19 protein-coding genes and 1 tRNA gene are annotated in these 20,929 nt (G+C 55.5%); 9 read left to right on the top strand and 11 right to left on the bottom strand.

Features of this window, described 5'->3' with window-relative positions:
* The first annotated feature begins 116 nt into the window (after window positions 1–116).
* A tRNA-Ala gene (locus tag L2I46_RS27495) sits at window positions 117–192 on the top strand.
* A 206-nt stretch (window positions 193–398) separates the two neighbouring features.
* Window positions 399–2,570 carry an EAL domain-containing protein gene (locus tag L2I46_RS27490; protein ID WP_236948370.1) on the top strand — a complete coding sequence of 724 codons (2,172 nt, stop codon included), beginning with the start codon at window positions 399–401 and terminating at the stop codon, window positions 2,568–2,570.
* Window positions 2,571–2,618: 48 nt separating this feature from the next.
* On the opposite strand, the gene nupC is transcribed toward L2I46_RS27490, so the two are convergent.
* On the bottom strand, window positions 2,619–3,821 hold the full coding sequence (gene nupC, locus L2I46_RS27485; RefSeq protein WP_012540950.1) for a nucleoside permease NupC: 1,203 nt from the start codon (window positions 3,819–3,821) through the stop codon (window positions 2,619–2,621).
* Between the two features lie 346 nt (window positions 3,822–4,167).
* Between nupC and L2I46_RS27480 the strand changes: the two genes are divergently transcribed.
* Window positions 4,168–5,409 carry an Nramp family divalent metal transporter gene (locus L2I46_RS27480; protein WP_004202021.1) on the top strand — a complete coding sequence of 414 codons (1,242 nt, stop codon included), beginning with the start codon at window positions 4,168–4,170 and terminating at the stop codon, window positions 5,407–5,409.
* A 57-nt stretch (window positions 5,410–5,466) separates the two neighbouring features.
* On the opposite strand, the gene L2I46_RS27475 is transcribed toward L2I46_RS27480, so the two are convergent.
* Complete coding sequence (locus L2I46_RS27475) at window positions 5,467–5,820, bottom strand: DUF2502 domain-containing protein (RefSeq protein ID WP_102007015.1); 354 nt, start codon at window positions 5,818–5,820, stop codon at window positions 5,467–5,469.
* A gap of 130 nt (window positions 5,821–5,950) precedes the next feature.
* Window positions 5,951–6,943, bottom strand: coding sequence for an L-glyceraldehyde 3-phosphate reductase (mgrA, locus tag L2I46_RS27470; protein WP_023290583.1), 993 nt, complete (start codon window positions 6,941–6,943; stop codon window positions 5,951–5,953).
* A 180-nt stretch (window positions 6,944–7,123) separates the two neighbouring features.
* Here mgrA and L2I46_RS27465 point away from each other — a divergent pair, with 180 nt between their 5' ends.
* Complete coding sequence (locus L2I46_RS27465; protein ID WP_236948369.1) at window positions 7,124–8,785, top strand: alpha-keto acid decarboxylase family protein; 1,662 nt, start codon at window positions 7,124–7,126, stop codon at window positions 8,783–8,785.
* Here the strand turns inward: L2I46_RS27465 and L2I46_RS27460 are convergent.
* A complete protein-coding gene (locus L2I46_RS27460) occupies window positions 8,782–10,017 on the bottom strand; it encodes an ion channel protein (RefSeq protein ID WP_023290581.1) in 1,236 nt (411 codons plus the stop codon). The two genes, L2I46_RS27465 and L2I46_RS27460, sit on opposite strands and share 4 nt — an antisense overlap.
* A gap of 263 nt (window positions 10,018–10,280) precedes the next feature.
* Here L2I46_RS27460 and glk point away from each other — a divergent pair, with 263 nt between their 5' ends.
* The gene (gene glk, locus L2I46_RS27455; RefSeq protein WP_004202027.1) at window positions 10,281–11,246 is read left to right on the top strand and encodes a glucokinase; all 966 of its coding nucleotides are present in this window, start codon (window positions 10,281–10,283) and stop codon (window positions 11,244–11,246) included.
* Window positions 11,247–11,300: 54 nt separating this feature from the next.
* Here glk and L2I46_RS27450 read toward each other — a convergent pair whose 3' ends face one another.
* Both L2I46_RS27450 and L2I46_RS27445 read right to left on the bottom strand, forming a co-directional pair.
* Complete coding sequence (locus L2I46_RS27450) at window positions 11,301–12,038, bottom strand: LytR/AlgR family response regulator transcription factor (RefSeq protein WP_023290580.1); 738 nt, start codon at window positions 12,036–12,038, stop codon at window positions 11,301–11,303.
* Between the two features lie 11 nt (window positions 12,039–12,049).
* Window positions 12,050–13,747, bottom strand: a complete 1,698-nt coding sequence (locus L2I46_RS27445; protein WP_032453678.1) for a sensor histidine kinase — start codon at window positions 13,745–13,747, stop codon at window positions 12,050–12,052.
* Here L2I46_RS27445 and L2I46_RS27440 point away from each other — a divergent pair.
* A complete protein-coding gene (locus L2I46_RS27440; RefSeq protein ID WP_032428955.1) occupies window positions 13,746–13,844 on the top strand; it encodes a hypothetical protein in 99 nt (32 codons plus the stop codon). The genes L2I46_RS27445 and L2I46_RS27440 overlap by 2 nt on opposite strands.
* Window positions 13,845–14,130: 286 nt before the next feature.
* Window positions 14,131–15,345 carry an alanine transaminase gene (gene alaC / locus L2I46_RS27435; protein ID WP_004202031.1) on the top strand — a complete coding sequence of 405 codons (1,215 nt, stop codon included), beginning with the start codon at window positions 14,131–14,133 and terminating at the stop codon, window positions 15,343–15,345.
* 70 nt (window positions 15,346–15,415) lie between these two features.
* Here alaC and ypdK read toward each other — a convergent pair whose 3' ends face one another.
* The 3 genes from ypdK to L2I46_RS27420 form a co-directional block, all read right to left on the bottom strand.
* Window positions 15,416–15,487 (bottom strand): membrane protein YpdK, encoded by a 72-nt coding sequence (gene ypdK / locus L2I46_RS27430; RefSeq protein WP_099119320.1) that lies wholly within the window; start codon window positions 15,485–15,487, stop codon window positions 15,416–15,418.
* Between the two features lie 337 nt (window positions 15,488–15,824).
* On the bottom strand, window positions 15,825–17,021 hold the full coding sequence (locus tag L2I46_RS27425) for a CynX/NimT family MFS transporter (protein WP_023290578.1): 1,197 nt from the start codon (window positions 17,019–17,021) through the stop codon (window positions 15,825–15,827).
* Entirely contained in the window at window positions 17,018–17,476 is a 459-nt protein-coding gene (locus tag L2I46_RS27420; RefSeq protein WP_023290577.1) for a nucleoside deaminase, read from the bottom strand. Before L2I46_RS27420 ends, L2I46_RS27425 begins: the two co-directional genes overlap by 4 nt.
* 132 nt (window positions 17,477–17,608) lie before the next feature.
* On the opposite strand from L2I46_RS27420, the gene cynR reads away from it, so the two are divergent.
* Window positions 17,609–18,517, top strand: coding sequence for a transcriptional regulator CynR (gene cynR / locus L2I46_RS27415; protein ID WP_048297979.1), 909 nt, complete (start codon window positions 17,609–17,611; stop codon window positions 18,515–18,517).
* Window positions 18,518–18,547: 30 nt separating this feature from the next.
* On the opposite strand, the gene L2I46_RS27410 is transcribed toward cynR, so the two are convergent.
* On the bottom strand, window positions 18,548–19,408 hold the full coding sequence (locus tag L2I46_RS27410; protein WP_102005568.1) for a hypothetical protein: 861 nt from the start codon (window positions 19,406–19,408) through the stop codon (window positions 18,548–18,550).
* 360 nt (window positions 19,409–19,768) lie between these two features.
* Complete coding sequence (locus L2I46_RS27405) at window positions 19,769–20,251, bottom strand: WbuC family cupin fold metalloprotein (protein ID WP_044524294.1); 483 nt, start codon at window positions 20,249–20,251, stop codon at window positions 19,769–19,771.
* A gap of 553 nt (window positions 20,252–20,804) precedes the next feature.
* Here L2I46_RS27405 and L2I46_RS27400 point away from each other — a divergent pair.
* The coding region (locus L2I46_RS27400) for a type VI secretion system contractile sheath small subunit (RefSeq protein WP_236948371.1) at window positions 20,805–20,929 on the top strand (125 nt) is incomplete at its 3' end.

Here is a 20,929-nt window from a genome sequence, read left to right as displayed (position 1 = left end):
GGGCTATAGCTCAGCTGGGAGAGCGCTTGCATGGCATGCAAGAGGTCAGCGGTTCGATCCCGCTTAGCTCCACCAAATTCTGCACCCAGCGGATTTGGTTCGTAAAGAGGTCCTGTGGGGCTATAGCTCAGCTGGGAGAGCGCTTGCATGGCATGCAAGAGGTCAGCGGTTCGATCCCGCTTAGCTCCACCAAAATTCAGAAACCTCGCTTCGGCGGGGTTTTTTTTTATCTATTTTCATGTAAAGCACTTTCTGGTTACGTCAGTTAATCTCCAGCTATTAAAATCGAAAGTAATTTCAGACTTTTTCCTGATAATTCACCTTGCTTGCCCTAAATAAGCAACATAACATTTCCCCCATTAAACGTAATGAGGCTGCCGGAGTTTTAATTAACAATAATGGTTGATAAAATTAACATTAATATCAAAAAAACTCTGTTGGCCTTTATCGTCTGTTTAGTCGCTATTCCGCTGGCTCGTTTTATTTCACCGCAAACGGTTATTGATGGCAATCTTATTTATATTGCCTGGCTGCCAATCAGCGTAATGTTTTCTGTTATTTTTATCTTTGGTCGCTATGCGATTGCGCCATTAATTCTCGCATTTGCCATTACCAATAGCCTGATAATTAAATTAACGCTACCGCAGGCGTTTATCTTACTCTTTTGTCAGCTTTTTGCGGTGTTCTTCTCCTGCGCTATTCTAAGACTGATGGTGGGTAAGCGCTGGCGCTGTGGTCCAACGGCGAAACATATGGGGGCGCGGATCTTCTGGGGCGGGTTCTTCGCGCCGGTGCTGCTGAAAATCACCATGTACCTCGCCGGACAATATTTTGCGTTTCCCCTATCTATTACCAGCTATTTTGGTAGTATGCCGTTGATTTACACCGTAATAGATATTCAAAGTTTAATCAGCGCAGCATTAATTTTTACCACCTTTTTATATTATCCAATGCGGATGATTATCAATCCACGCTACGCTCGACGATTCTGGCGGCAGGAATGTTTACCGTGGCTGGCAGCAAAATATCGTTCCTTTACGCTATATTGGTTTATTGCGCTGGCGGTGATATTAACGCTATTGTGTGCGCCGTATCAGTCTGAATTTATTGCCGGTTATTTAGTTCCGGTGATTTTTATCGTCTACTTTATCGGGATTAGCCGGATTGGTCATGCGCTGCTGCGTATTTCATGGTCGGTCTCGGCTTTTTTACTGGTGGTGTATAACAAAAACTTTCTCCAGGGCGTCCAAAGCGAGTATTCATTATCCTTTGTGCTGTCAGTGTTGATCTCCTTTACTATCTGTTTGTTTTATATGGCAGACACCTATGCCCGCAGCGATCGCAATAAACGCCGCTGGCGTAGTCAGGCGGAAGAAGATCCGCTGACTGGCTTGCCTAACCTGCGCGCGCTGGAGAGCCATTTACAAAGCTGTCCGCAGCAGGTTATCTGCAGCCTGCGTATTCATAATCTCGACTTTCTCAGCAGGCATTATGGCCTGATGATGGGGGTGGACTGTAAACGGCAGATTATTCGGGCGCTGCAACCGCTGCTGGGGGCGGCGGATAAAGTTTTCCAGGTGCCGGGCAGCGAACTGATCCTCGTGCTTGGCGGACCGGAACCCTCATCCCGTTTGCACCATATGGTCGCGGTTCTCAACCACAAAAAATTCAGCTGGCACAATCAGCCGCTGGATCTGGAGTTTGGCGCGGCCTGGGGCCGCGACGACGGTCAGCGCGAGGGACTTCACCAGATGCTGGGTCAGCTAAGCTGGCTTTCCGAACAGGCGGGCAGCGAACGTCGGGTGCTGGCGCTGGATGAGGAGCAGGAGCTGGTGGTGGATCAAACCACCGAGCAGGTGCGCCTCCTCATGCGCGTCAAGCAGGTGCTCAAAGAGCGGGCGCTCATGCTCTATGCGCAACCGATTCAGAACAGGGAAGGGGAGGGATATCATGAGATCCTCACCCGGATGCGCTGTGGCGATAGCGTCATTATGCCCGATCAGTTTATCCCGTTGATTGTGCAGTTTAACCTCAGCCAACGTTTCGACATGCTGGTGCTGGAGACCTTGTTCAGCGTGCTTCATCAGCACGCTGGCCAGCGATTCTCGGTCAATCTGCTGCCTGCAACCCTGATGCAAAAGGATAGCGCCGCGCAGATAATCGCGCTGTTTCAACGCTATGCGGTCTCACCAGACCTTATCACTATTGAAGTCACTGAAGAGCAGGCCTTTTCCAATGCCGACATCAGCCGGCAAAATCTTGAAGCGCTGCGCGCGTTTGGCTGCGCCATCGCCATTGATGACTTTGGCACCGGATATGCGAACTATGAACGACTGAAGCATCTCCAGGCCGATATCATCAAGATTGACGGCTGCTTCGTCCGCGACATCCTCACTGACCCGCTGGACGCCATTATGGTGAAATCGATTGTCGAGATGGCGCGGGCGAAACGGATGAGCGTGGTGGCGGAATATGTCGAAAGCGAACCGCAAAAAGCGCGCTTGCTGGAGCTGGGGGTGAATTATCTACAGGGCTACCTGGTGGGCAAGCCTCAGCCGCTGGGCGAATGACGGGTAAAAAAAAGCCGGGCATCGCCCGGCTCAGATGACTGGCGCCTGTTACAGAACCAGAGCCGCAATAGAAGCAGACAGGACGCTGACCAGCGTGGAGCCGTAAACCAGCTTCAGACCGAAGCGAGAAACCACGTTGCCCTGTTCTTCGTTCAGACCTTTGATCGCCCCGGCGATGATGCCGATAGACGAGAAGTTGGCGAAGGAGACCAGGAAGATAGAGATAATGCCTTCCGCGCGCGGGGAGAGCGTCGAGGCGATTTTCTGCAGATCCATCATGGCGACGAATTCATTGGAGACCAGCTTGGTAGCCATAATACTGCCCACCTGCAGCGCTTCGCTTGCCGGCACGCCCATCACCCAGGCGACCGGGTAGAAGATATAGCCAAGGATCCCCTGGAAGGAGATGCTGTAGCCGAACCAGCCGGTCACAGTGGCGAACAGGGCGTTCAGCGCGGAGATCAGCGCGATGAAGCCGATCAGCATCGCCGCCACGATAATCGCGACTTTAAAGCCCGCCAGAATGTACTCGCCCAGCATCTCGAAGAAGCTTTGACCTTCGTGCAGATTCGACATCTGCAGATTTTCTTCACTCTCTTCCACACGGTACGGGTTAATCAACGACAGAACGATAAAGGTGCTGAACATGTTGAGCACCAGCGCCGCGACGACGTACTTCGGCTGCAGCATGGTCATGTATGCGCCAACGATGGACATCGATACGGTGGACATCGCGGTCGCCGCCATGGTGTACATACGGTTGCGCGACATTTTGCCGAGAATATCTTTATAGGCAATAAAGTTTTCCGACTGGCCGAGGATCAGCGAGCTGACGGCGTTGAAGGACTCCAGCTTGCCCATGCCGTTGATTTTCGACAGCACGGTACCGATGGCGCGAATAACAATCGGCAGGATGCGAATATGCTGCAAAATACCGATCAACGCGGAAATGAAGACGATAGGGCACAGAACCTTAAGGAAGAAGAAGGCCAGACCTTTGTCGTTCATGCTGCCGAACACGAAGTTTGTCCCTTCGTTGGCAAAGCCGAGAAGTTTTTCAAACATCTCGGAGAAGCCTTTCACAAAACCCAGACCAATATCGGAGTTCAGGAAGAACCAGGCCAGCAGGACTTCAATGACAAGCAGTTGAACAACATAACGAATACGGATCTTTTTACGGTCATGACTGACCAACAGGGCCAGTATAGCCACCACAACGATCGCGAGGACAAAATGCAAGACGCGGTCCATAGTTGCTCCAAATATGAGGCAGGTTAAATTTCCGTGCACATTCTATGCAACGGCTTTAAAGAAAACGAGATCAATTGCACACTATTGCAAGGAACTGTGACCAATGGCAAAAATAGTGATCAAACATCCACTTTTGTTATGTTACGTAAAGGTTTTAAAAGTTGCATTCTTGTACTACTCTTAATAGCGGGCGCGATCGGGTTTACTGACGCCCGTTTTTCATTTCCGGCCAGCAATTGTTCCCTCCTATCACAGCAATCATTATCTCCATTCTAAATGAACTTGATAATCATTCGCATTTTGATAGCATGAAACATAGCAAAGGCTATATTTCCAGAGGCAGAAGATGACTAGCAGTCGCGTTGAGAATAGCAGTAGTCGCGCCGCGCGCAAGGTGAAGCTCGCCTTAATGGGGCCAGCTTTCGTCGCTGCCATTGGCTATATCGATCCGGGTAATTTCGCCACGAATATTCAGGCTGGCGCCAGCTTTGGCTATCAGCTGCTGTGGGTGGTGGTATGGGCCAACCTGATGGCAATGCTGATCCAGGTGCTCTCTGCCAAACTCGGCATTGCCACCGGTAAAAACCTGGCCGAGCAGATCCGCGACCATTACCCGCGCCCGGTAGTGTGGTTTTACTGGGTGCAGGCGGAAATCATCGCCATGGCCACCGATCTGGCCGAATTTATCGGCGCTGCGATTGGCTTTAAGCTGGTGCTGGGCGTATCGCTTCTGCAAGGGGCGGTGCTGACCGGGGTGGCGACCTTCCTGATCCTGATGCTGCAGCGGCGCGGACAAAAACCGCTGGAGAAGGTGATTGGCGGCTTGCTGCTGTTTGTTGCCGTCGCCTATGTCGTTGAATTGATCTTTTCCCAGCCCGCGCTGGCTCCCCTGACCAAAGGGCTGGCGATCCCTACGCTGCCCAACGGCGAGGCGGTATTCTTAGCCGCCGGGGTGCTGGGGGCCACCATTATGCCGCACGTGATCTACTTACACTCCTCGCTTACCCAGCATCTGCACGGCGGGACGCGAAAAGAGCGCTATAACGCGACCCGCTGGGATGTGGCGATCGCCATGACCATTGCCGGGTTCGTCAACCTGGCGATGATGGCGACCGCCGCGGCGGCATTCCATTTCAATGGCCATACCGGCGTCGCCGATCTTGATCAGGCTTACAGAACGCTGGAGCCGCTGCTGAGCCATGCGGCGGCGACCATCTTTGGCCTCAGCCTGGTCGCTGCAGGTTTATCATCGACGGTGGTGGGGACTCTCGCAGGTCAGGTGGTCATGCAGGGCTTCATTCGCTTTCATATTCCGCTGTGGTTTCGCCGGGCGGTCACTATGCTGCCGTCGTTTGTCGTCATTCTGCTGGGGCTGGATCCAACGCGCATCCTGGTGATGAGTCAGGTGTTGCTGAGCTTTGGTATTGCGCTTGCCCTGGTACCGCTGCTGATATTTACCAGCAATGCAAAGCTAATGGGAGACCTGGTGAATACCCGCTGGGTGAGAGGCATCGGCTGGGCGATAGTCGCGATTGTGGTGAGCCTGAACGGCTGGTTAATTGTGGGATCGCTGCTCGGGGTGGATTAATGGCCTCCTGATGCGGAATAAAGCGAAGGGGAGCCGATGGGCTCCCCTTTTCGTCTGTTAGTGATGGCCATGACCGTGACCACGCCCGCCGGGACCACGTCCCCAGCCGCCGCGGCGATCGTCGCGGTCGCTCCAGCCCGCGCGATAGCCGCGCTCCCAGGCTTTATCTCTGCCTTTGTACCAGCCTTTGTGCCAGCCGTTGTCATGACGATGCCAACGGTTATCACGCCATTCATAGTGACGACGCCAGTAATCACGGTCGCGCCAGCTGCCACCGTCCCAGTAGTTACCGTAATTGTCACGATCGCCAATTTGTAATTTTATCGATGGCAACAGGGTGATTTCACCAGCGTTAGCGACTAATGGCGCTGCGGCCAGCAGTACTGCTGCCAGAATCAGTGACCTGAACATACTCTTCTCCTTCACGATCGGGGCCCTAAGCGGCCTGTTAACGTGATATTACGGGCCGGTAAAGACCTATCGCATCGGACGAACTCCGAAAGCACAGAAAAGAGCACTTTTTGCTAAAGTAACATTTGCTTTACAGCGCCAGGATGGCATCAATCGCGGCGCACTCTTCGGCGCTGAAATGACGATGTTTCAGCATTCCGACAGCGTCATCCAGCTGGGCGGTTTTGCTGGCGCCGATCAGCACGGAGGTGACTTTCTCCTCACGCAGCACCCAGGCCAGCGCCATCTGCGACAGCTTCTGCCCGCGTGCTTCCGCCAGCGTATTCAGCTGACGAATTTTTTCTAATCTGGCGCTGGTCAGCTGCTCCGGCTGCAGAAAACGACTGCTGCTGGCGGCACGTGAGTCTGCCGGAATGCCGTTGAGATAGCGGTCGGTGAGCTGTCCGCCGGCCAGCGGTGAAAACGCTATACTTCCCACCCCTTCCGTCTGCAAAAAATCCAGCAGCCCCTCTTCCACGCCGCGTTCAAACATGGAGTAGCGGGGCTGGTGAATGACGCAGGGGGTGCCGAGATCGTTAAGGATCTTCACCGCCTCCCGCGCCTGGGCCAGCGGATAGTTGGAGATGCCGACGTACAGCGCTTTACCCTGGCGGACAAGGTGATCAAGCGCGCGCATCGTTTCCGTCAGCGGTGTCTCCGGGTCCGGGCGGTGATGATAAAAAATATCGACATATTCCAGCCCCATGCGCTGCAGGCTCTGGTTAAGGCTGGCCACCAGATATTTGCGTGAACCCCAGTCGCCGTAAGGGCCGTCCCACATGGTGTAGCCCGCCTTGGTGGAGATGATCAACTCATCGCGATAGGGCAGGAGCGCCTCTTTGAGGATGCGGCCAAAATTGCTTTCCGCCGAGCCCGGCGGCGGCCCATAGTTGTTGGCCAGGTCGAAATGGGTAATGCCGAGGTCAAATGCGTGCTGGAGCATCTGCCGGCTGGTTTCCACCCGCGTTTCATCGCCAAAGTTATGCCACAGACCGAGAGAAATTGCCGGCAGCTGAAGGCCGCTGCGGCCGCAGCGACGATAGGCCATCGTTTGATATCGCGTGGTACTTGCCTGGTAAACCATTCTTCCTCCGCAGATAAAACAGGATGTGTATACGTTTACACTAATCAATGTTCTGCGTGGAGTACATCGCTTTTTCGGCGTAATTATTGCTTTACACTGCCTTTATCGCCCCCTTTCTGGACAGGCGGATCGCTTATTCAATACTCAAATTACACCTGCGCCAAAATGAGGAAAATGGATATGCAACCGACTTACACTATTGGGGATTATCTGCTGGATCGCCTCGTCGACTGCGGTATTGACCGCTTGTTCGGCGTGCCGGGAGATTACAACTTACAGTTTCTCGACCGGGTCATTGCGCATAATGCGTTGGGGTGGGTCGGCTGCGCCAACGAGCTCAATGCGGCCTATGCTGCTGACGGTTATGCACGCATTAAGGGAGCCGGTGCGTTACTTACAACCTACGGCGTCGGCGAACTGAGCGCGCTGAACGGCGTGGCGGGCAGCTATGCGGAGCATATTCCGGTATTACATATCGTCGGCGCGCCCTCCACTGGCGCTCAGCAGCGCGGCGAACTGCTGCATCACACCCTGGGCGACGGCTATTTCCGCCATTTTGCGCGGATGAGCGAGCAGATCACCTGTAGCCAGGCGCTGCTGACCGCCGGCAACGCCTGCCATGAGATCGACCGTGTTCTGCGCGATATGCTGACGCATCATCGGCCTGGCTATCTGATGCTGCCGGCCGATGTCGCCAGAGCGGCAGCGATTGCCCCAGCGCAGCGCTTGCTGGTGGAGGCCGCTCCGGCGGATGAAAACCAGCTCGCCGGATTCTGCGAGCATGCCAGCCGCCTGCTGCGGGGCAGTCGACGCATCTCCCTGCTGGCGGACTTCCTCGCGCAACGCTATGGCCTGCAAAACACGCTCCGGGAATGGGTAGCGAAAACCCCCGTCGCCCACGCCACCATGCTAATGGGCAAGGGGCTGTTCGATGAGCAGCAGAGAGGTTTTGTCGGCACCTACAGCGGTATCGCCAGCGCGCCGCAGACCCGGGAGGCCATCGAAAACGCCGACACCATCATCTGCATCGGCACGCGCTTCACCGACACCATCACCGCGGGATTCACCCAGCATCTGGCGCGGGATAAGACGATAGAGATCCAGCCCTTCGCGGTCAGGGTGGGCGATCACTGGTTCAGCGGCGTGCCGATGGATCAGGCACTGGCTGCGCTGATGACCCTTTCCGCACCGCTGGCGGCGGAGTGGGCTGCGCCTCAGGTCGTGGCGCCGGAAGTGGAGGAGGGGGCCGACGGCGAACTCACGCAGAAAAATTTCTGGGCGACGGTGCAGGGGGCGCTGCGTCCCGGCGATATTATTCTCGCCGACCAGGGGACGGCCGCCTTCGGCATTGCCGCGCTGAAGCTGCCGTCAGAGGCGTCGCTGATCGTCCAGCCGCTGTGGGGCTCGATTGGTTTTACCCTCCCGGCCGCCTATGGCGCGCAAACCGCGGCGGCAGAGCGGCGGGTGGTGCTGATTGTCGGCGATGGCGCCGCCCAGCTGACGATTCAGGAGATGGGCTCTATGCTGCGCGATAAGCAAAAGCCGCTTATTCTGCTGCTGAATAACGAAGGGTATACCGTGGAACGGGCGATTCACGGCCCAGAGCAGCGCTACAATGACATTGCCCTGTGGGACTGGCTACGCCTGCCGGAAGCCTTCGCCCCGGACGTTGCCTCGCGCTGCTGGCGGGTTACGCACACCGATGAGCTACGAGAGGCGATGGCGGAGAGCATCACCTCCGATACGCTCACCCTGGTGGAAGTGATGCTGCCGAAAATGGATATTCCCGATTTCCTGCGCGCGGTGACGCAGGCGCTGGAGGAACGAAACAGCCGCGTTTAGTCGGTATGGTGTCTGGCAATCATCAAGGGCCTCCCGGCCAGCAGCAGCCAGGCCGGGAGCATCACAATGCACAGCAGCGGCAGCAGCGTGGTGTCCGGCACCACCACGGCGGCCATAAACAGGCTCAGCCAGCCGTCGCGGGTGACGACCAGCACCATGCCGAGGATCGCGCAGGAGACGGTGATCGCCGCCGGCACGGCGTCCACGTGGGCATGCAGCATCAGCCCCAGCGCCACGCCGACGAAGACCGCGGGGAAAATCCGCCCGCCGCGAAAGCCGCAGGCCGAGGCGAGAACCAGCGCAGCCAGTTTAACCAGCGCGATGAGCAGATAATCCGAGGCTGTCAGCGTCTGGCTGAAGGCCAGCTGCTGCATCTCATCCAGCCCCTTAAACAACGTTAAATGTCCGCCAATGGTCCCGAGGATCCCTAACAGCAAGCCGCCGAGGCCCAGCGTCAGGATCGGGTTTTTCAGGCGGTGCATCAGCGTGTGCAGGCGCGGCAGACACCAGACGGCGACCATACCGACGGCGATAGCGATCAGGGCGACGATCATGCCGCTGATAATATCGACGAAGTGCATCTGGCTATAGTGTGGGAGCGGCAGCGTGAAGTGGGGGTGGAAAAACAGCCCGGTCGTCAGCGCGCCCGCGGCGGCGGCAAGCATCGGGGCAAACAGACGATCCCATAGCGGCGACTCGTTGCTGCTGTTGAGGGTTTGCGAAAAAATCAGCGCGGCGGCCACCGGGGTGCCGAAGAGGGCGCCGATGGTGCCTGAGGCCGCGAGAATGGTCCAGTCAAGAGAGCTGACCCGCGGGAACAGTCGGGAGCCGACGGCGACGGCCAGCGCAATATTCACCACCATAATCGGATGCTCCGGGCCGAGGCTGACGCCGCCGGCGAGGCCAAGGATCAGCGCCGCCAGCAGCCCGGGCAGCGCGCCGGTGGCAATGGGCGCGCCGATTAACGACTCGGTCGCCGGGTCCGGCCCGGCATGCCCCGGGCTGTAACGGACGACCAGGCCCACCGCGATCCCCGTCGCCGTGAGAATGGCGATGATCCACAGCGGGTTCTCGGCGCTTACTCCAAACTGCACTGGCAGATTGCTCCACAGGATGCGCTGCAGCAACGCAGCAATCTTCATCGCGCCGATCAGGATCAGACTGGAGGCGATGCCAATCAGGATAGCCGGCACCGACAGGATCAGCATTGTTCTGGCGCGAGGATGGAGCATGAAAATGTCCTTGTTAAAGTTCAGGAGCACTACTTTGCCTTTGTCGGCGGGGACCGTCGATGCAAATGGTGCTGAAACGATAAAGTTAAGGCGGCGTCTGATACCCGTGGCCTCGTTAATAGGCTACTTTGCATTGATTACAAACTAAATGTGACCTGTGTCGCTAAACAAGGGGCGTCCGCGAGTTGGACGTTGTTGTTAAGCCGCCATGAATTTACAGTGTGCCAAAAGATTTATTTTGACTTTAGCGGAGCCGTAACGGAATGACAAAATTTGCTTTAGTAGGAGATGTCGGGGGGACCAACGCCCGCCTGGCGCTGTGTGATCTGGCGAGCGGAGAGATCTCTCGTGCAAAGACCTATTCCGGGCTCGATTACCCCAGTCTGGAGGCGGTGGTACGCGTCTATCTCGAGGAGCATCAGGTGACGGTCAGCGAAGGCTGTATCGCTATCGCCTGCCCGATCACCGGCGACTGGGTGGCGATGACCAACCATACCTGGGCCTTCTCCATCGCCGAGATGAAGCGCAACCTTGGCTTTGCGCACCTGGAGATTATCAACGATTTCACCGCCGTTTCAATGGCCATCCCGATGCTGAAAGCCGAGCACCTGATTCAGTTCGGCGGCAGCGCGCCGGTAGCCGGCAAACCGATCGCCGTTTATGGCGCCGGAACCGGGCTGGGCGTAGCCCATCTGGTACACGTTGATAAGCGCTGGGTCAGCCTGCCGGGCGAAGGCGGCCATGTCGATTTTGCGCCGAACAGCGAAGAAGAGGGCATTATTCTGGAAGAGCTGCGCGCTGAGCTAGGGCATGTCTCCGCAGAACGCGTCCTCTCCGGTCCTGGTCTGGTCAACCTTTATCGCGCGATAGTCAAATCGGATGGTCGACTGCCGGAGAACCTGCAGCCGCGTGAGGTCACCGAGCGGGCGCTGGCGGATAGCTGCACCGACTGTCGCCGGGCGCTGTCGCTGTTCTGCGTCATTATGGGGCGCTTCGGTGGAAACCTGGCGCTGACCCTGGGGACGTTTGGCGGCGTCTATATCGCTGGCGGCATCGTGCCGCGCTTCCTGGAGTTCTTTAAAGCCTCCGGCTTCCGCGGCGGTTTTGAGGACAAAGGTCGTTTTAAAGCCTATGTCCAGGATATCCCGGTTTACCTGATCGTGCATGACAACCCAGGCCTGCTGGGCTCCGGCGCGCATCTGCGTCAGACGCTGGGTCAAGTGCTGTAAGCGCATTCCTCCCGGGCTACTGTCGTAGCCCGGCCAGGCGGGGAGCCCCGCCGTCTACAGATTCATCAGCTGGCGAAACTCTTTCACTTTACTGCGACTGACCGGAACCTGAAACTCCAGGTCGCGCAGGCGTAGCACATAGGTATTGTTAAACCACGGCTCAATTTCCCGAATTTTGCTGAGATTCACACAGTACGAGCGGTGACAGCGAAAGAAATGTGCGGTGGGCAGTTTGCTGCAGAATTCGGTAATGTTCATCGGCATGACGAATGACTCCCGGCGAGTGTAGACGAAGGTCATCTTCTCGTGCGCCTCGGCATAATAGATATCATGAATGCTGGTGACGATGATCCGCTCATCTTTTATCAGATTGATGGTGTCGTTTTCCCGAGGCGCCACGCTGGTTAACCCGGAAGCGGCGTTATTTTGCTGCTGCCAGGCGGCGGTCAGCTTCTGCAGCATATTGATGATGCGCGACTCCTGGTAGGGCTTCAGAATGTAGTCAAACGCCTCCAGCTCAAAGGCTTCCACGGCGTGTTCTTTCCACGCGGTGATAAAGACGATAAAAGGCTTATGGGCGAACTGGCTGATGTTCTGCGCCAGCAGAACGCCGTCCAGCGATGGAATATTGATATCGAGAAAGATGGCGTCGACCTTGTTGTGCTGGAGAAATTTCAGCACGTCCAGTCCGTCGTCAAAGCTGCCGACGATCTCCATCTGGCTGTGGGTGTTGATAAGCCAGGAGAGTTCCTGTTGGGCCAGAAACTCATCCTCCACAATGATAACTTTCATCTTTTCTCCGCTCATGACAACAGAGACTCCGTCAGCGCCTGCGGCGTAGAGTGATTGGGGACATAAAAAGCGATCTCCGTTCCTGGCGTCAGGGTGCGGATATGCAGCCCCTCGCCATAGAGAAGTTTCACCCGATGATGAACGTTGAGCAGGCCGATTTTGTTACCCGGCATTTCATCGGCTTCCACGCGGGCGACCACGGCGGGATCGATGCCGTTGCCGGTGTCGCGAACGCTGATGCGAACCCGATTACCGCACTCATTGACGCCGATCGTCACCACGCCTTTCCCTTTACACGGCTGAATGCCGTGCACAATGGCATTTTCCACCAGAGGCTGGATAAGCAGGCTTGGGATCACGCAGCTGACGTCGTCGTCAATATCATAGATAACCGTCAGTTTGTCGCCGAATCGCGCCTGTTCAATGGCGATGTAATCTTTGATCTGATACAGCTCTCGTTTGATATCAATCTGCTCATCGTCTTTTAATTCGATGTTATAGCGCAGATAGCGCGACAGATTAAAAATGAGCTGGCGCGCGGTGTCCGGATTAAGGCGAATCGAGGAGGAGATCGCGTTCAGGGCATTGAATAAAAAGTGCGGGTTAATCTTGCTTTGCAGAGCGCGCAGCTCCGCTTTGTTGGCCATCTCCCGTAGCTGTTCGGCGCGGGAAACCTCCAGCTGGGTGGAGATGATTTGTGACAGGCCTATCGCCATCTCCTGCAGCGTCGAGGTGATGCGATGGGCGTGGCAGTAATAGATTTTTAGCGTACCGGTGACCACCCCTTTTTCCCACAGCGGAATGACCATCAAGGAGTGGATCTCCGGCGTACGGTGGGCTTCATCATTGTTTTTAATAATGATTTTTCCATAACGGATGGCCTGTCGGGTGGTGGGACTGATGACATCGTTATGATGTTGATAGTTGGCTTCACCGACGCCCACGTAGGCCAGCACGTGTTCCGTATTGGTGATCGCCACCGCGTCGGCGGTAATGTCGCGGCGGATAATGTCGCAAACCTGGCGCAGAGAATCGCTGTTGACCTGACGGAACAGCGGCAGGGTTTTGTTGGCAATGTCGAGCGCCAGTTTCGCCTGCCGCGCGGCGCTGGCCTCCTTTTCCCCTTCCACGCTCTGCACCAGCAGCACGATAAAACCGATGCAGACGCTGCCGAGGATCATCGGGATACCAATTTTCGAAACAATATCCACGCCGAGGCTGAGGGAAGGGGCCCAGATCACCACCAGGATCATGGTCAGAGTCTCGCAGACCATTCCGGCCAGAATGCCGATTTTCCAGCGTTGATCGCGGGCCACTTTGCGGTTAATCAACCCCGACAGCAGGCCGGCGATGATACTGGTGATAAAGCAGGGCACGGCGGTCACGCCGTCAATATCAATCAGATAGCGGTGCACACCGGCAATCACCCCGACAATGGCCCCCACCCAGGGACCAAACAGGATCCCGCCGGACATCACGGCGATGATGCGCACGTTTACCAGCGATCCTTCCACCGGCACACCGGACCAGGTACTGAAGAGCGCGAACAGCGAGAAAATGGCGGTGACAGCCAGCAGCTCTTTCGGCGTATGCGCCGACTTATGCAACAGTTCGCGGAACAGGCGCAGGCGAATGAGAAAAAACAGGCAAATAAGCATCAGGGCCGCACGATCATAGACCGCCAGCATCATAGTAAAGATTTCGTGCATGGGTGCGCCGCGTCAGTGGCCAGAAAAGGACATGATAAAAAACCTGACGACAGAAGACCAGCCGCAGAAAAATAATGAGGAAAAGGCGCACTTTTAAAAGGGGATTGAGGGGTGGGGAGGCGATGTACCGCCAGACGCCAGAAGAAACGATAAATACCCGTGATAGAAAAGATATCAATATGTTACCACTTGCAGACAAAACGGTATTCATCCCGCAGCGTACTGCCGTATTTAGCGCAGACGATACCCGTTTTTAACGCCAGTGATTATTTTTCGTCAGGGCACTCGACAACGTGATTTTTTTCAGGTTATTTTCTAAACGAGCCGCAACAGCGGCAGCGTCGCTCGGACGGTCCGGGCGCTAACGTTAATCAGAGGAACCTATGGCTGAATCCAGTCCTGAACGCCGTTTTACGCGTATCGATCGTCTCCCTCCGTACGTTTTTAATATTACTGCCGAACTGAAAATGGCTGCGCGCCGGCGCGGCGAAGATATTATTGATTTCAGTATGGGCAATCCCGATGGCGCGACGCCGCCGCATATCGTGGAAAAACTCTGCACCGTCGCCCAGCGGCCTGACACCCATGGTTACTCTACCTCGCGGGGGATCCCACGCCTGCGTCGCGCTATTTCGCGCTGGTATGAAGAACGCTATAACGTCGATATCGATCCGGAATCGGAAGCGATCGTCACCATTGGTTCGAAAGAGGGGCTGGCGCACCTGATGCTGGCGACGCTGGATCATGGCGACACCGTGCTGGTGCCGAACCCCAGCTACCCGATCCATATCTACGGCGCGGTGATTGCCGGGGCGCAGGTGCGCTCGGTGCCGCTGGTGGAAGGGGTGGATTTCTTTAACGAACTGGAACGCGCCATCCGCGAGAGCTATCCGAAGCCGAAGATGATGATCCTTGGCTTTCCCTCGAATCCGACCGCGCAGTGCGTCGAGCTGGATTTCTTTGAAAAGGTTGTCGCCCTGGCGAAGCAGTATGACATCCTGGTCGTCCACGATCTGGCCTATGCCGATATCGTGTATGACGGCTGGAAAGCGCCCTCCATCATGCAGGTGCCCGGCGCACGCGATGTCGCCGTCGAGTTCTTTACCCTGTCGAAAAGCTATAACATGGCCGGCTGGCGCATTGGCTTTATGGTCGGTAATAAGACCCTGGTGAACGCCCTTGCCCGCATCAAAAGCTACCATGACTACGGCACGTTTACGCCGCTGCAGGTGGCGGCGATCGCTGCCCTGGAGGGCGATCAGCAATGCGTGCGGGATATCGCTGAACAGTATAAGCGCCGCCGCGATGTGCTGGTGAAAGGGCTCCATGAGGCCGGCTGGATGGTGGAGTGTCCGAAAGCGTCCATGTACGTCTGGGCGAAAATTCCGGAACCTTATGCCGACATGGGCTCGCTGGAGTTTGCGAAAAAGCTGCTTAACGAAGCGAAGGTTTGCGTTTCTCCGGGGATTGGCTTTGGCGATTATGGCGATACCCATGTCCGCTTCGCGCTGATCGAGAACCGGGACCGGACGCGTCAGGCGATCCGCGGCATTAAGGCGATGTTCCGCGCGGATGGCTTGCTGCCCGCCGCGAGCTAGCGCTTCGGCGAATACGCTATAACAAAAACGGGAGCCTCTGGGCTCCCGTTTTTTTTGACACCGCTGCAGTCTAGATCATCAGGGCAAAAGTACCGGCCCAAACGATGACCATAAAAGAGAGGCCCATAAAGAAGTATTTCACGACTCATCACTCCACGCGCTTATGCGACGTTCAAATGAATTAATTGTTCTGTTTTTCAAGGGCTGTCGCTGGTGAAATCTCACCCTGCGGCAGCTCGCAATTCTGTGCGTTAAGTGCTCCAGATGGCGCTAATGTACGCCTAAAAAATCAGGGAAACAAGAGGCATTTTTTTATTAATTTTTAGTTACTTACGAGTGTCGTGATTCGGCGACACATTAATTTCGCTCGGTAATAAATTTAGCGCCAGCGACGCTGCGAAAACGGGTTTCTCGTCAGGGCGATTAGCGGAGCTAGTCAGGCTTGGCGCGCGGCATCCACGTTGCCACGCGCCACCGGTTTAATGCAGATCAGAGGCGCGCTGTCGCCACTCGGCAGGGTAGTGTGCCGGGATAAAGCGCAGCGTGATCGCCATGAGTAACAGGACACAGAGCGCATGCCAGGACCAGTCAAGGGTGTAGTTCCCGCTCAGGCTACGCAGCAGGCCGGAAAGCCAGGGCGACAGGCCGGCGATAATAAATCCGATACCCTGCATAAAGGCTACCAGCCGGCCGGCCACCGTCGGTTGTCCGGCATGATCGAGGGCCAGCACCAGGCACAGGGGAAACGCGCCGCCCAGACCGACGCCGCAGGCGAGAGCCCAGAGCGCGGAGAAGTGCTGCGGCAGCCAGATGAAGCCGCAGAAGCCAATCAGCTGGAGCGCCAGAGCACACAGCAGAAGCTGGCGCCGGTCATCCTGGCGAGCCAGCGCCGGCAGCAGCAGCGCGCCCGCGGTTTGCCCAACCGTCAGCAACGCCAGCAGCGAGCCGCTGTACTGGGCGCTGTCGCCAAGCTGCATATAATAGGGCGGCAGCCAGGCGATCAGACTGGCGTAGCCAGCATTGATCAGTCCGAAATAGAGCCCCAGCGTCCAGGCGCGGCGCTGGCCAATAATCGCTACCCGGGGGGCGGCGCTGGTCTGATGCGGAGCACGGGGCAGGTGCCGGCAAATCGCCAGCCAGCTGAGCAGGGCGAGGAGGGCGGGGAGCGCCCACCAGGCCAGCGCATCCCGCCAGGCTGTGCTGTGCGACGCCAGCCACGGCGTTAACGCGGCGCCTAACCCGCCACCGCCCATTAGCGCAGCTGACCATAGCCCCATTACCAGCGGCGTCCGTCGGGCGAATAAGCGCTTAATCACCGCCGGGATGGCAGCCTGGATGATGCCGATGCCAACGCCTCCGGCCAGGGCGCTGGTGAGCAGTAGGCCGCTATTCGGGGCGATTTCCCGCAACAGGGCGCCCGCCGCGATAATCAGCAGGCTTAGCGCAATGCTACGGTTTTGACCGACATGACGATCGACCCAGCCGCCGGCCAGCGCCAGCACGCCCATCGCTACCACCGGCAGGGCGGTCAGTAGCGCGGCCAGGGTATAGCTCATCCCGCTGGCGGCGCGGATCTCCGGAAGCAAAGGGCCGATGGAGGTGAGCAGCGGCCGCATATTTATGCCGATCAGCACCAGGATCCCCAGCGTCAGATTCTGTCGCAACACGGCTTTCATGGCTGCTGTTCCGCCCACCGCTGATAAACTGCCAGCCCCTCCGGCTGGGGGCGATGATGGATCGGCAACGTCTGCTGCGCCAGCGGCTGCTGCAACTGCTGATAAATCGCGGCGGTAGATAGCTGAAAAGGCTCTCCGTCCTGATTGCTGTTGGCGAAAAATACTTCCCGCACGCCGGTTAAATAGAGTGCGCTAAGACACATCGGACAAGGCTGTCCGCTGGCGTAAATAACGCATTCGCGCAGAACTTCGCTTCCCAGCCTGGCGGCAATATCGCGAACGGCATTCAGTTCGGCATGCGCCGTTGGGTCGCCGCTCAGATGAAAGGTGTTGACGGCTTCGGCGACAACCTCGTTATGGCGCACCATCACGGCGCCAAAGGGGCGACCGCCGTGGGTTGTGTTGTGTTTTGCCAGCGCTAAGGCGCGCTGGAGATAGCGATCGTGAGCGGACATAGTCACTCCTGCATAAGATGATGTTCAAGGTAAAAGAGGCAACGGGTCGTGCGTAGAGGGTACGTAACTTGTTTCATAAGTTAAAAGACTTATTTATGATGAACCCTAGTTGAATTACTTATAGGTAAGCGGATGCTCCTGCGCCATCTTTCCTACTTTATCGCTGTGGCAGAACACCGTGGCTTTACCCGCGCCGCCGCGGCGCTGCACGTCTCCCAGCCGGCGCTGTCACAGCAGATCCGCCAGCTGGAAGCCATGCTGGAGGTTCAGCTTTTCGACCGCTCTGGCCGTTATATCCGGTTAACCGATGCCGGAGAGATCTGGCTGGAGTATGCCCGCCGGGCGTTACGCGATCTTGAGGAGGGGCGGCGCGCTCTGCATGACGCTGAGGATCTGCAGCGCGGCAAACTCCGCATTGCCATGACGCCGACCTTCACCACCTATATGCTGGGACCGCTGGTGGAAAACTACTATCGACGCTACCCCGGCGTGAAATTGCTGATCCAGGAGATGAACCAGGAGCGCATGGAAATGATGTTGCTGCAGGATGAACTGGATGTCGGCATCGCCTTTGACGACAGTCGTTCCCCGGATATTGTCGTTCAGCCGCTGCTGACGGAAACCCTCGCGCTGGTGGTGAGCCGCACGCATCCTCTGGCCAGAGAGAACGCGCTCAGGCTGCAGGCGCTCGACGCGCAGCCGCTGATTTTACTGAGCAGCGAGTTTGCCACCCGGGAGCAGATCGATCGTTATTGTCGTCGTCATCGGCTCGAACCTGACGTGCAGATGGAGGCCAACTCTATCGGCGCCGTTCTGTCGGTCATTCGGCGAACGCCCCTTGCGACACTGCTGCCGGCGGCGATCGCCGGGCAGTATGATGATGTGGTGGCGATTGAGCTGGAACCCGCGCTGCTGCAGCGAACGGCCTGTTTGCTCCAGCGCAGGGATGCGTGGCAGAGCGCCGCGGCACGCGAATTTATCGCCCTGGCGCGGGAGATTGCGCTAACGCTTGAGCAGGAAAACCGCCTGCCTCCTGCCTGAAGGCGTGCGTCGCTCGGCGGCGAGCCAGGATTAACGGTGGGCTGCGTTGCTGGTGTCGGCCTCGTCGGGCAGGGCATTCTCTCTAAGCATGACTTCCTCCTTAAGCCTTTCCAGCACGTGATGAAAGAGCTGGGTCTTGTCTGGCTCAGCCATTGTCTGCAATTTCACATTAAATAAACTATGGGACAGAATAAGATCGTGGATAAATTCCAGCAGTACCTCACTTTGCGGAAGTGAGGTTAATTCCTGATGGATATAACCGGTTTGTTGCCGTAGCGGATTTTTTGTGACATCCATCGGTCGGGCGCTAATGCTATGGGCAAATATTTTCTCAATTGCCTGACTGGTAATATAGAGCCGATTCAATGACAGGATGGGGTTTTCGGCTTCCTGCGGAATGAAGTGACAATAAACAAACGGTTTCTCAGGCAGCATCATGCTGAACCTGTTTTCACGATGAATATCGTTAGGCGCCTCCAGCAACGCCATTAAATTCCGGCTGTGCGGATGCCAGAGTCCTGAAGCTGTGACCTTGACGTTGAACTGCGTGACGGTATTCCCGCTCTGGGTTTCCATGACGGGAATATCGCCATCAATCCGCAAAATGCTATGGATATGGGAGTGTGGCGACCAGTAAGTTTCCACCGTCTCAGATGAATTGAGTGGATTAAATGTGTTGGTTACCTCTTTTTCCTGATGAGCAAGGACGGCGAGTTTTAGTGTTCCCCGCGTCGGGTTAAGCTTCAGGCATAGATTGATCGCACCGATATCATGCCAGTGAAGAATGTCTTCAATTTCACAGTTTAATAATTTTTGCGCCCGGGAAAGGGAACAATACTCCATTGGCGGTAAATTATTTAATTTCCAGATATTCCGTTCTGTTATATTCATAAGGATTGTTTATTGCAGAAAAATAGCGATCAGTATTAGCAATGAAAATCTGATGGTCATGTGCTTTTTTTTGTTAACGTCGCTGGTCTGATTGATGAAATTCATTCATGTTGAGAATATTATATCAATAAGATGATTATTCTTATGGTTACGTCAGCCATTCACTTGATGGTGTAATCCTATCATTTATTTCGCTCGAGAAAAATAGTTTGCTTAGCGCCTGAATACAACACTTTTTTTTATTAACGACCTCGACGAGAGGGAACGCATCATGAAGAGAATGTGGTTCTTGAAATCAATGCCTGGACGACAGGGATAACGCAAACGGATGCTCGCGGCATCCGTTTGCGGCGGCCAAGCTTACCGGGTTACAGAGGGATAGCGATCTCCTGGCTGCGCGATGGCATACCAGGCCATCATCTCCGCGGTACCCGGCTGACCTTCTGCTGGCGCCCAGTCCATAGTGTCGATTTCAGCAAGCGGTTGATAAGCGCCTTGTTTGACTTCAAATACCATTCCACCAGCGTCGAGTGAGAGCACCGTATGCCAGGTGCCAGGCTCCATTTCCAGCGCCATGCAGGTTTCACCCAGCACCACCCGGTTAGTGATCGCGCCATGATCATCAAAATTTAGCACCACAAAGCGACCTTTCAGCGGCAGCAAAAGTTCAAAGGTATGTCGGTGCCGGTGCGGGCGGATATAGGTGCCGGGTTCCATAGCGATAGCCAGACGCTGCACCGGGTCGCTCAGCTCAGGGTGAAAATTGCGATGGGCACGTAAGCGCGGGGAACTGGCCGCCGCTTCGCTCTGCTGCTGCATATCGCTAAGGGTGATCTGTTTCATATCAACGCCTGGCTCCTTTGTTGTCCAGAGAGTGTTGCATCGGGATAGCGGCTTGTGACCGAGTCACCCAAAAGGCATTGTACGAATAAATGCGAGTCATGTAACTTAATCATCTGTAACAGATAATATTGTCACATCGCCACTGCATGTAGGTGGCCGTAGAAATGTAAAAGCAAGATGTTTTGTGCTGAGTATCAGGTCAAACATGTGCAGTACATCTTTTGCTATAACTATTCATGCTGCAATATCAATAAAGTTATTAATATTGATGCTTGTAATATGGCAATATTGACTTAAAGCAAATTTATGCAATTTATTAAAATGGGTCATGTGATGTTTTGATAACGTGTAGTTTTTAATACTTTATGAATTTTCGTTTTTTTATATTTGACGCGTTAATCATTCATTGTTGATATGAATTATTGCTGTATTTGTTCTGTAGTTTTACTCATTGCAGGCGGCTTGCTGTTTTGTTGAGCGCTGTTTTATTATTACACTTAATTAAGTGTCAAGCGAAGATGTGTATGATAATTAACTAAGGGAAGAGACAGAAGTGACTGATACGTTCCAGAATGAAGTGCCTAAGGCTCGCATTAATCTTAAATTATCTCTCCACACCGGCGGCGTGCAAAAAAAGGTTGAGCTGCCATTAAAGCTACTTACCATTGGTGATTTTAG

The organism is Klebsiella sp. 2019SCSN059 (genome assembly GCF_021739525.1).
Classification (GTDB): Bacteria; Pseudomonadota; Gammaproteobacteria; order Enterobacterales; family Enterobacteriaceae; genus Klebsiella; species Klebsiella quasipneumoniae.
This window is presented reverse-complemented; position numbering and strand designations above follow the sequence as displayed.

Bases quoted from the DNA above. Each gene is read 5' to 3' on its own strand.
- cynR (WP_048297979.1), top strand. From the start codon at position 17,609: ATGCTCCTGCGCCATCTTTCCTACTTTATCGCTGTGGCAGAACACCGT.
- L2I46_RS27480 (WP_004202021.1), top strand. From the start codon at position 4,168: ATGACTAGCAGTCGCGTTGAGAATAGCAGTAGTCGCGCCGCGCGCAAG.
- L2I46_RS27490 (WP_236948370.1), top strand. From the start codon at position 399: ATGGTTGATAAAATTAACATTAATATCAAAAAAACTCTGTTGGCCTTT.
- L2I46_RS27420 (WP_023290577.1), bottom strand. From the start codon at position 17,476: ATGTCCGCTCACGATCGCTATCTCCAGCGCGCCTTAGCGCTGGCAAAA.
- nupC (WP_012540950.1), bottom strand. From the start codon at position 3,821: ATGGACCGCGTCTTGCATTTTGTCCTCGCGATCGTTGTGGTGGCTATA.
- L2I46_RS27425 (WP_023290578.1), bottom strand. From the start codon at position 17,021: ATGAAAGCCGTGTTGCGACAGAATCTGACGCTGGGGATCCTGGTGCTG.
- L2I46_RS27465 (WP_236948369.1), top strand. From the start codon at position 7,124: ATGCAACCGACTTACACTATTGGGGATTATCTGCTGGATCGCCTCGTC.
- glk (WP_004202027.1), top strand. From the start codon at position 10,281: ATGACAAAATTTGCTTTAGTAGGAGATGTCGGGGGGACCAACGCCCGC.
- L2I46_RS27460 (WP_023290581.1), bottom strand. From the start codon at position 10,017: ATGCTCCATCCTCGCGCCAGAACAATGCTGATCCTGTCGGTGCCGGCT.
- L2I46_RS27450 (WP_023290580.1), bottom strand. From the start codon at position 12,038: ATGAAAGTTATCATTGTGGAGGATGAGTTTCTGGCCCAACAGGAACTC.
- L2I46_RS27410 (WP_102005568.1), bottom strand. From the start codon at position 19,408: ATGAATATAACAGAACGGAATATCTGGAAATTAAATAATTTACCGCCA.
- mgrA (WP_023290583.1), bottom strand. From the start codon at position 6,943: ATGGTTTACCAGGCAAGTACCACGCGATATCAAACGATGGCCTATCGT.
- L2I46_RS27475 (WP_102007015.1), bottom strand. From the start codon at position 5,820: ATGTTCAGGTCACTGATTCTGGCAGCAGTACTGCTGGCCGCAGCGCCA.
- alaC (WP_004202031.1), top strand. From the start codon at position 14,131: ATGGCTGAATCCAGTCCTGAACGCCGTTTTACGCGTATCGATCGTCTC.
- L2I46_RS27440 (WP_032428955.1), top strand. From the start codon at position 13,746: ATGGGTGCGCCGCGTCAGTGGCCAGAAAAGGACATGATAAAAAACCTG.
- L2I46_RS27405 (WP_044524294.1), bottom strand. From the start codon at position 20,251: ATGAAACAGATCACCCTTAGCGATATGCAGCAGCAGAGCGAAGCGGCG.
- L2I46_RS27445 (WP_032453678.1), bottom strand. From the start codon at position 13,747: ATGCACGAAATCTTTACTATGATGCTGGCGGTCTATGATCGTGCGGCC.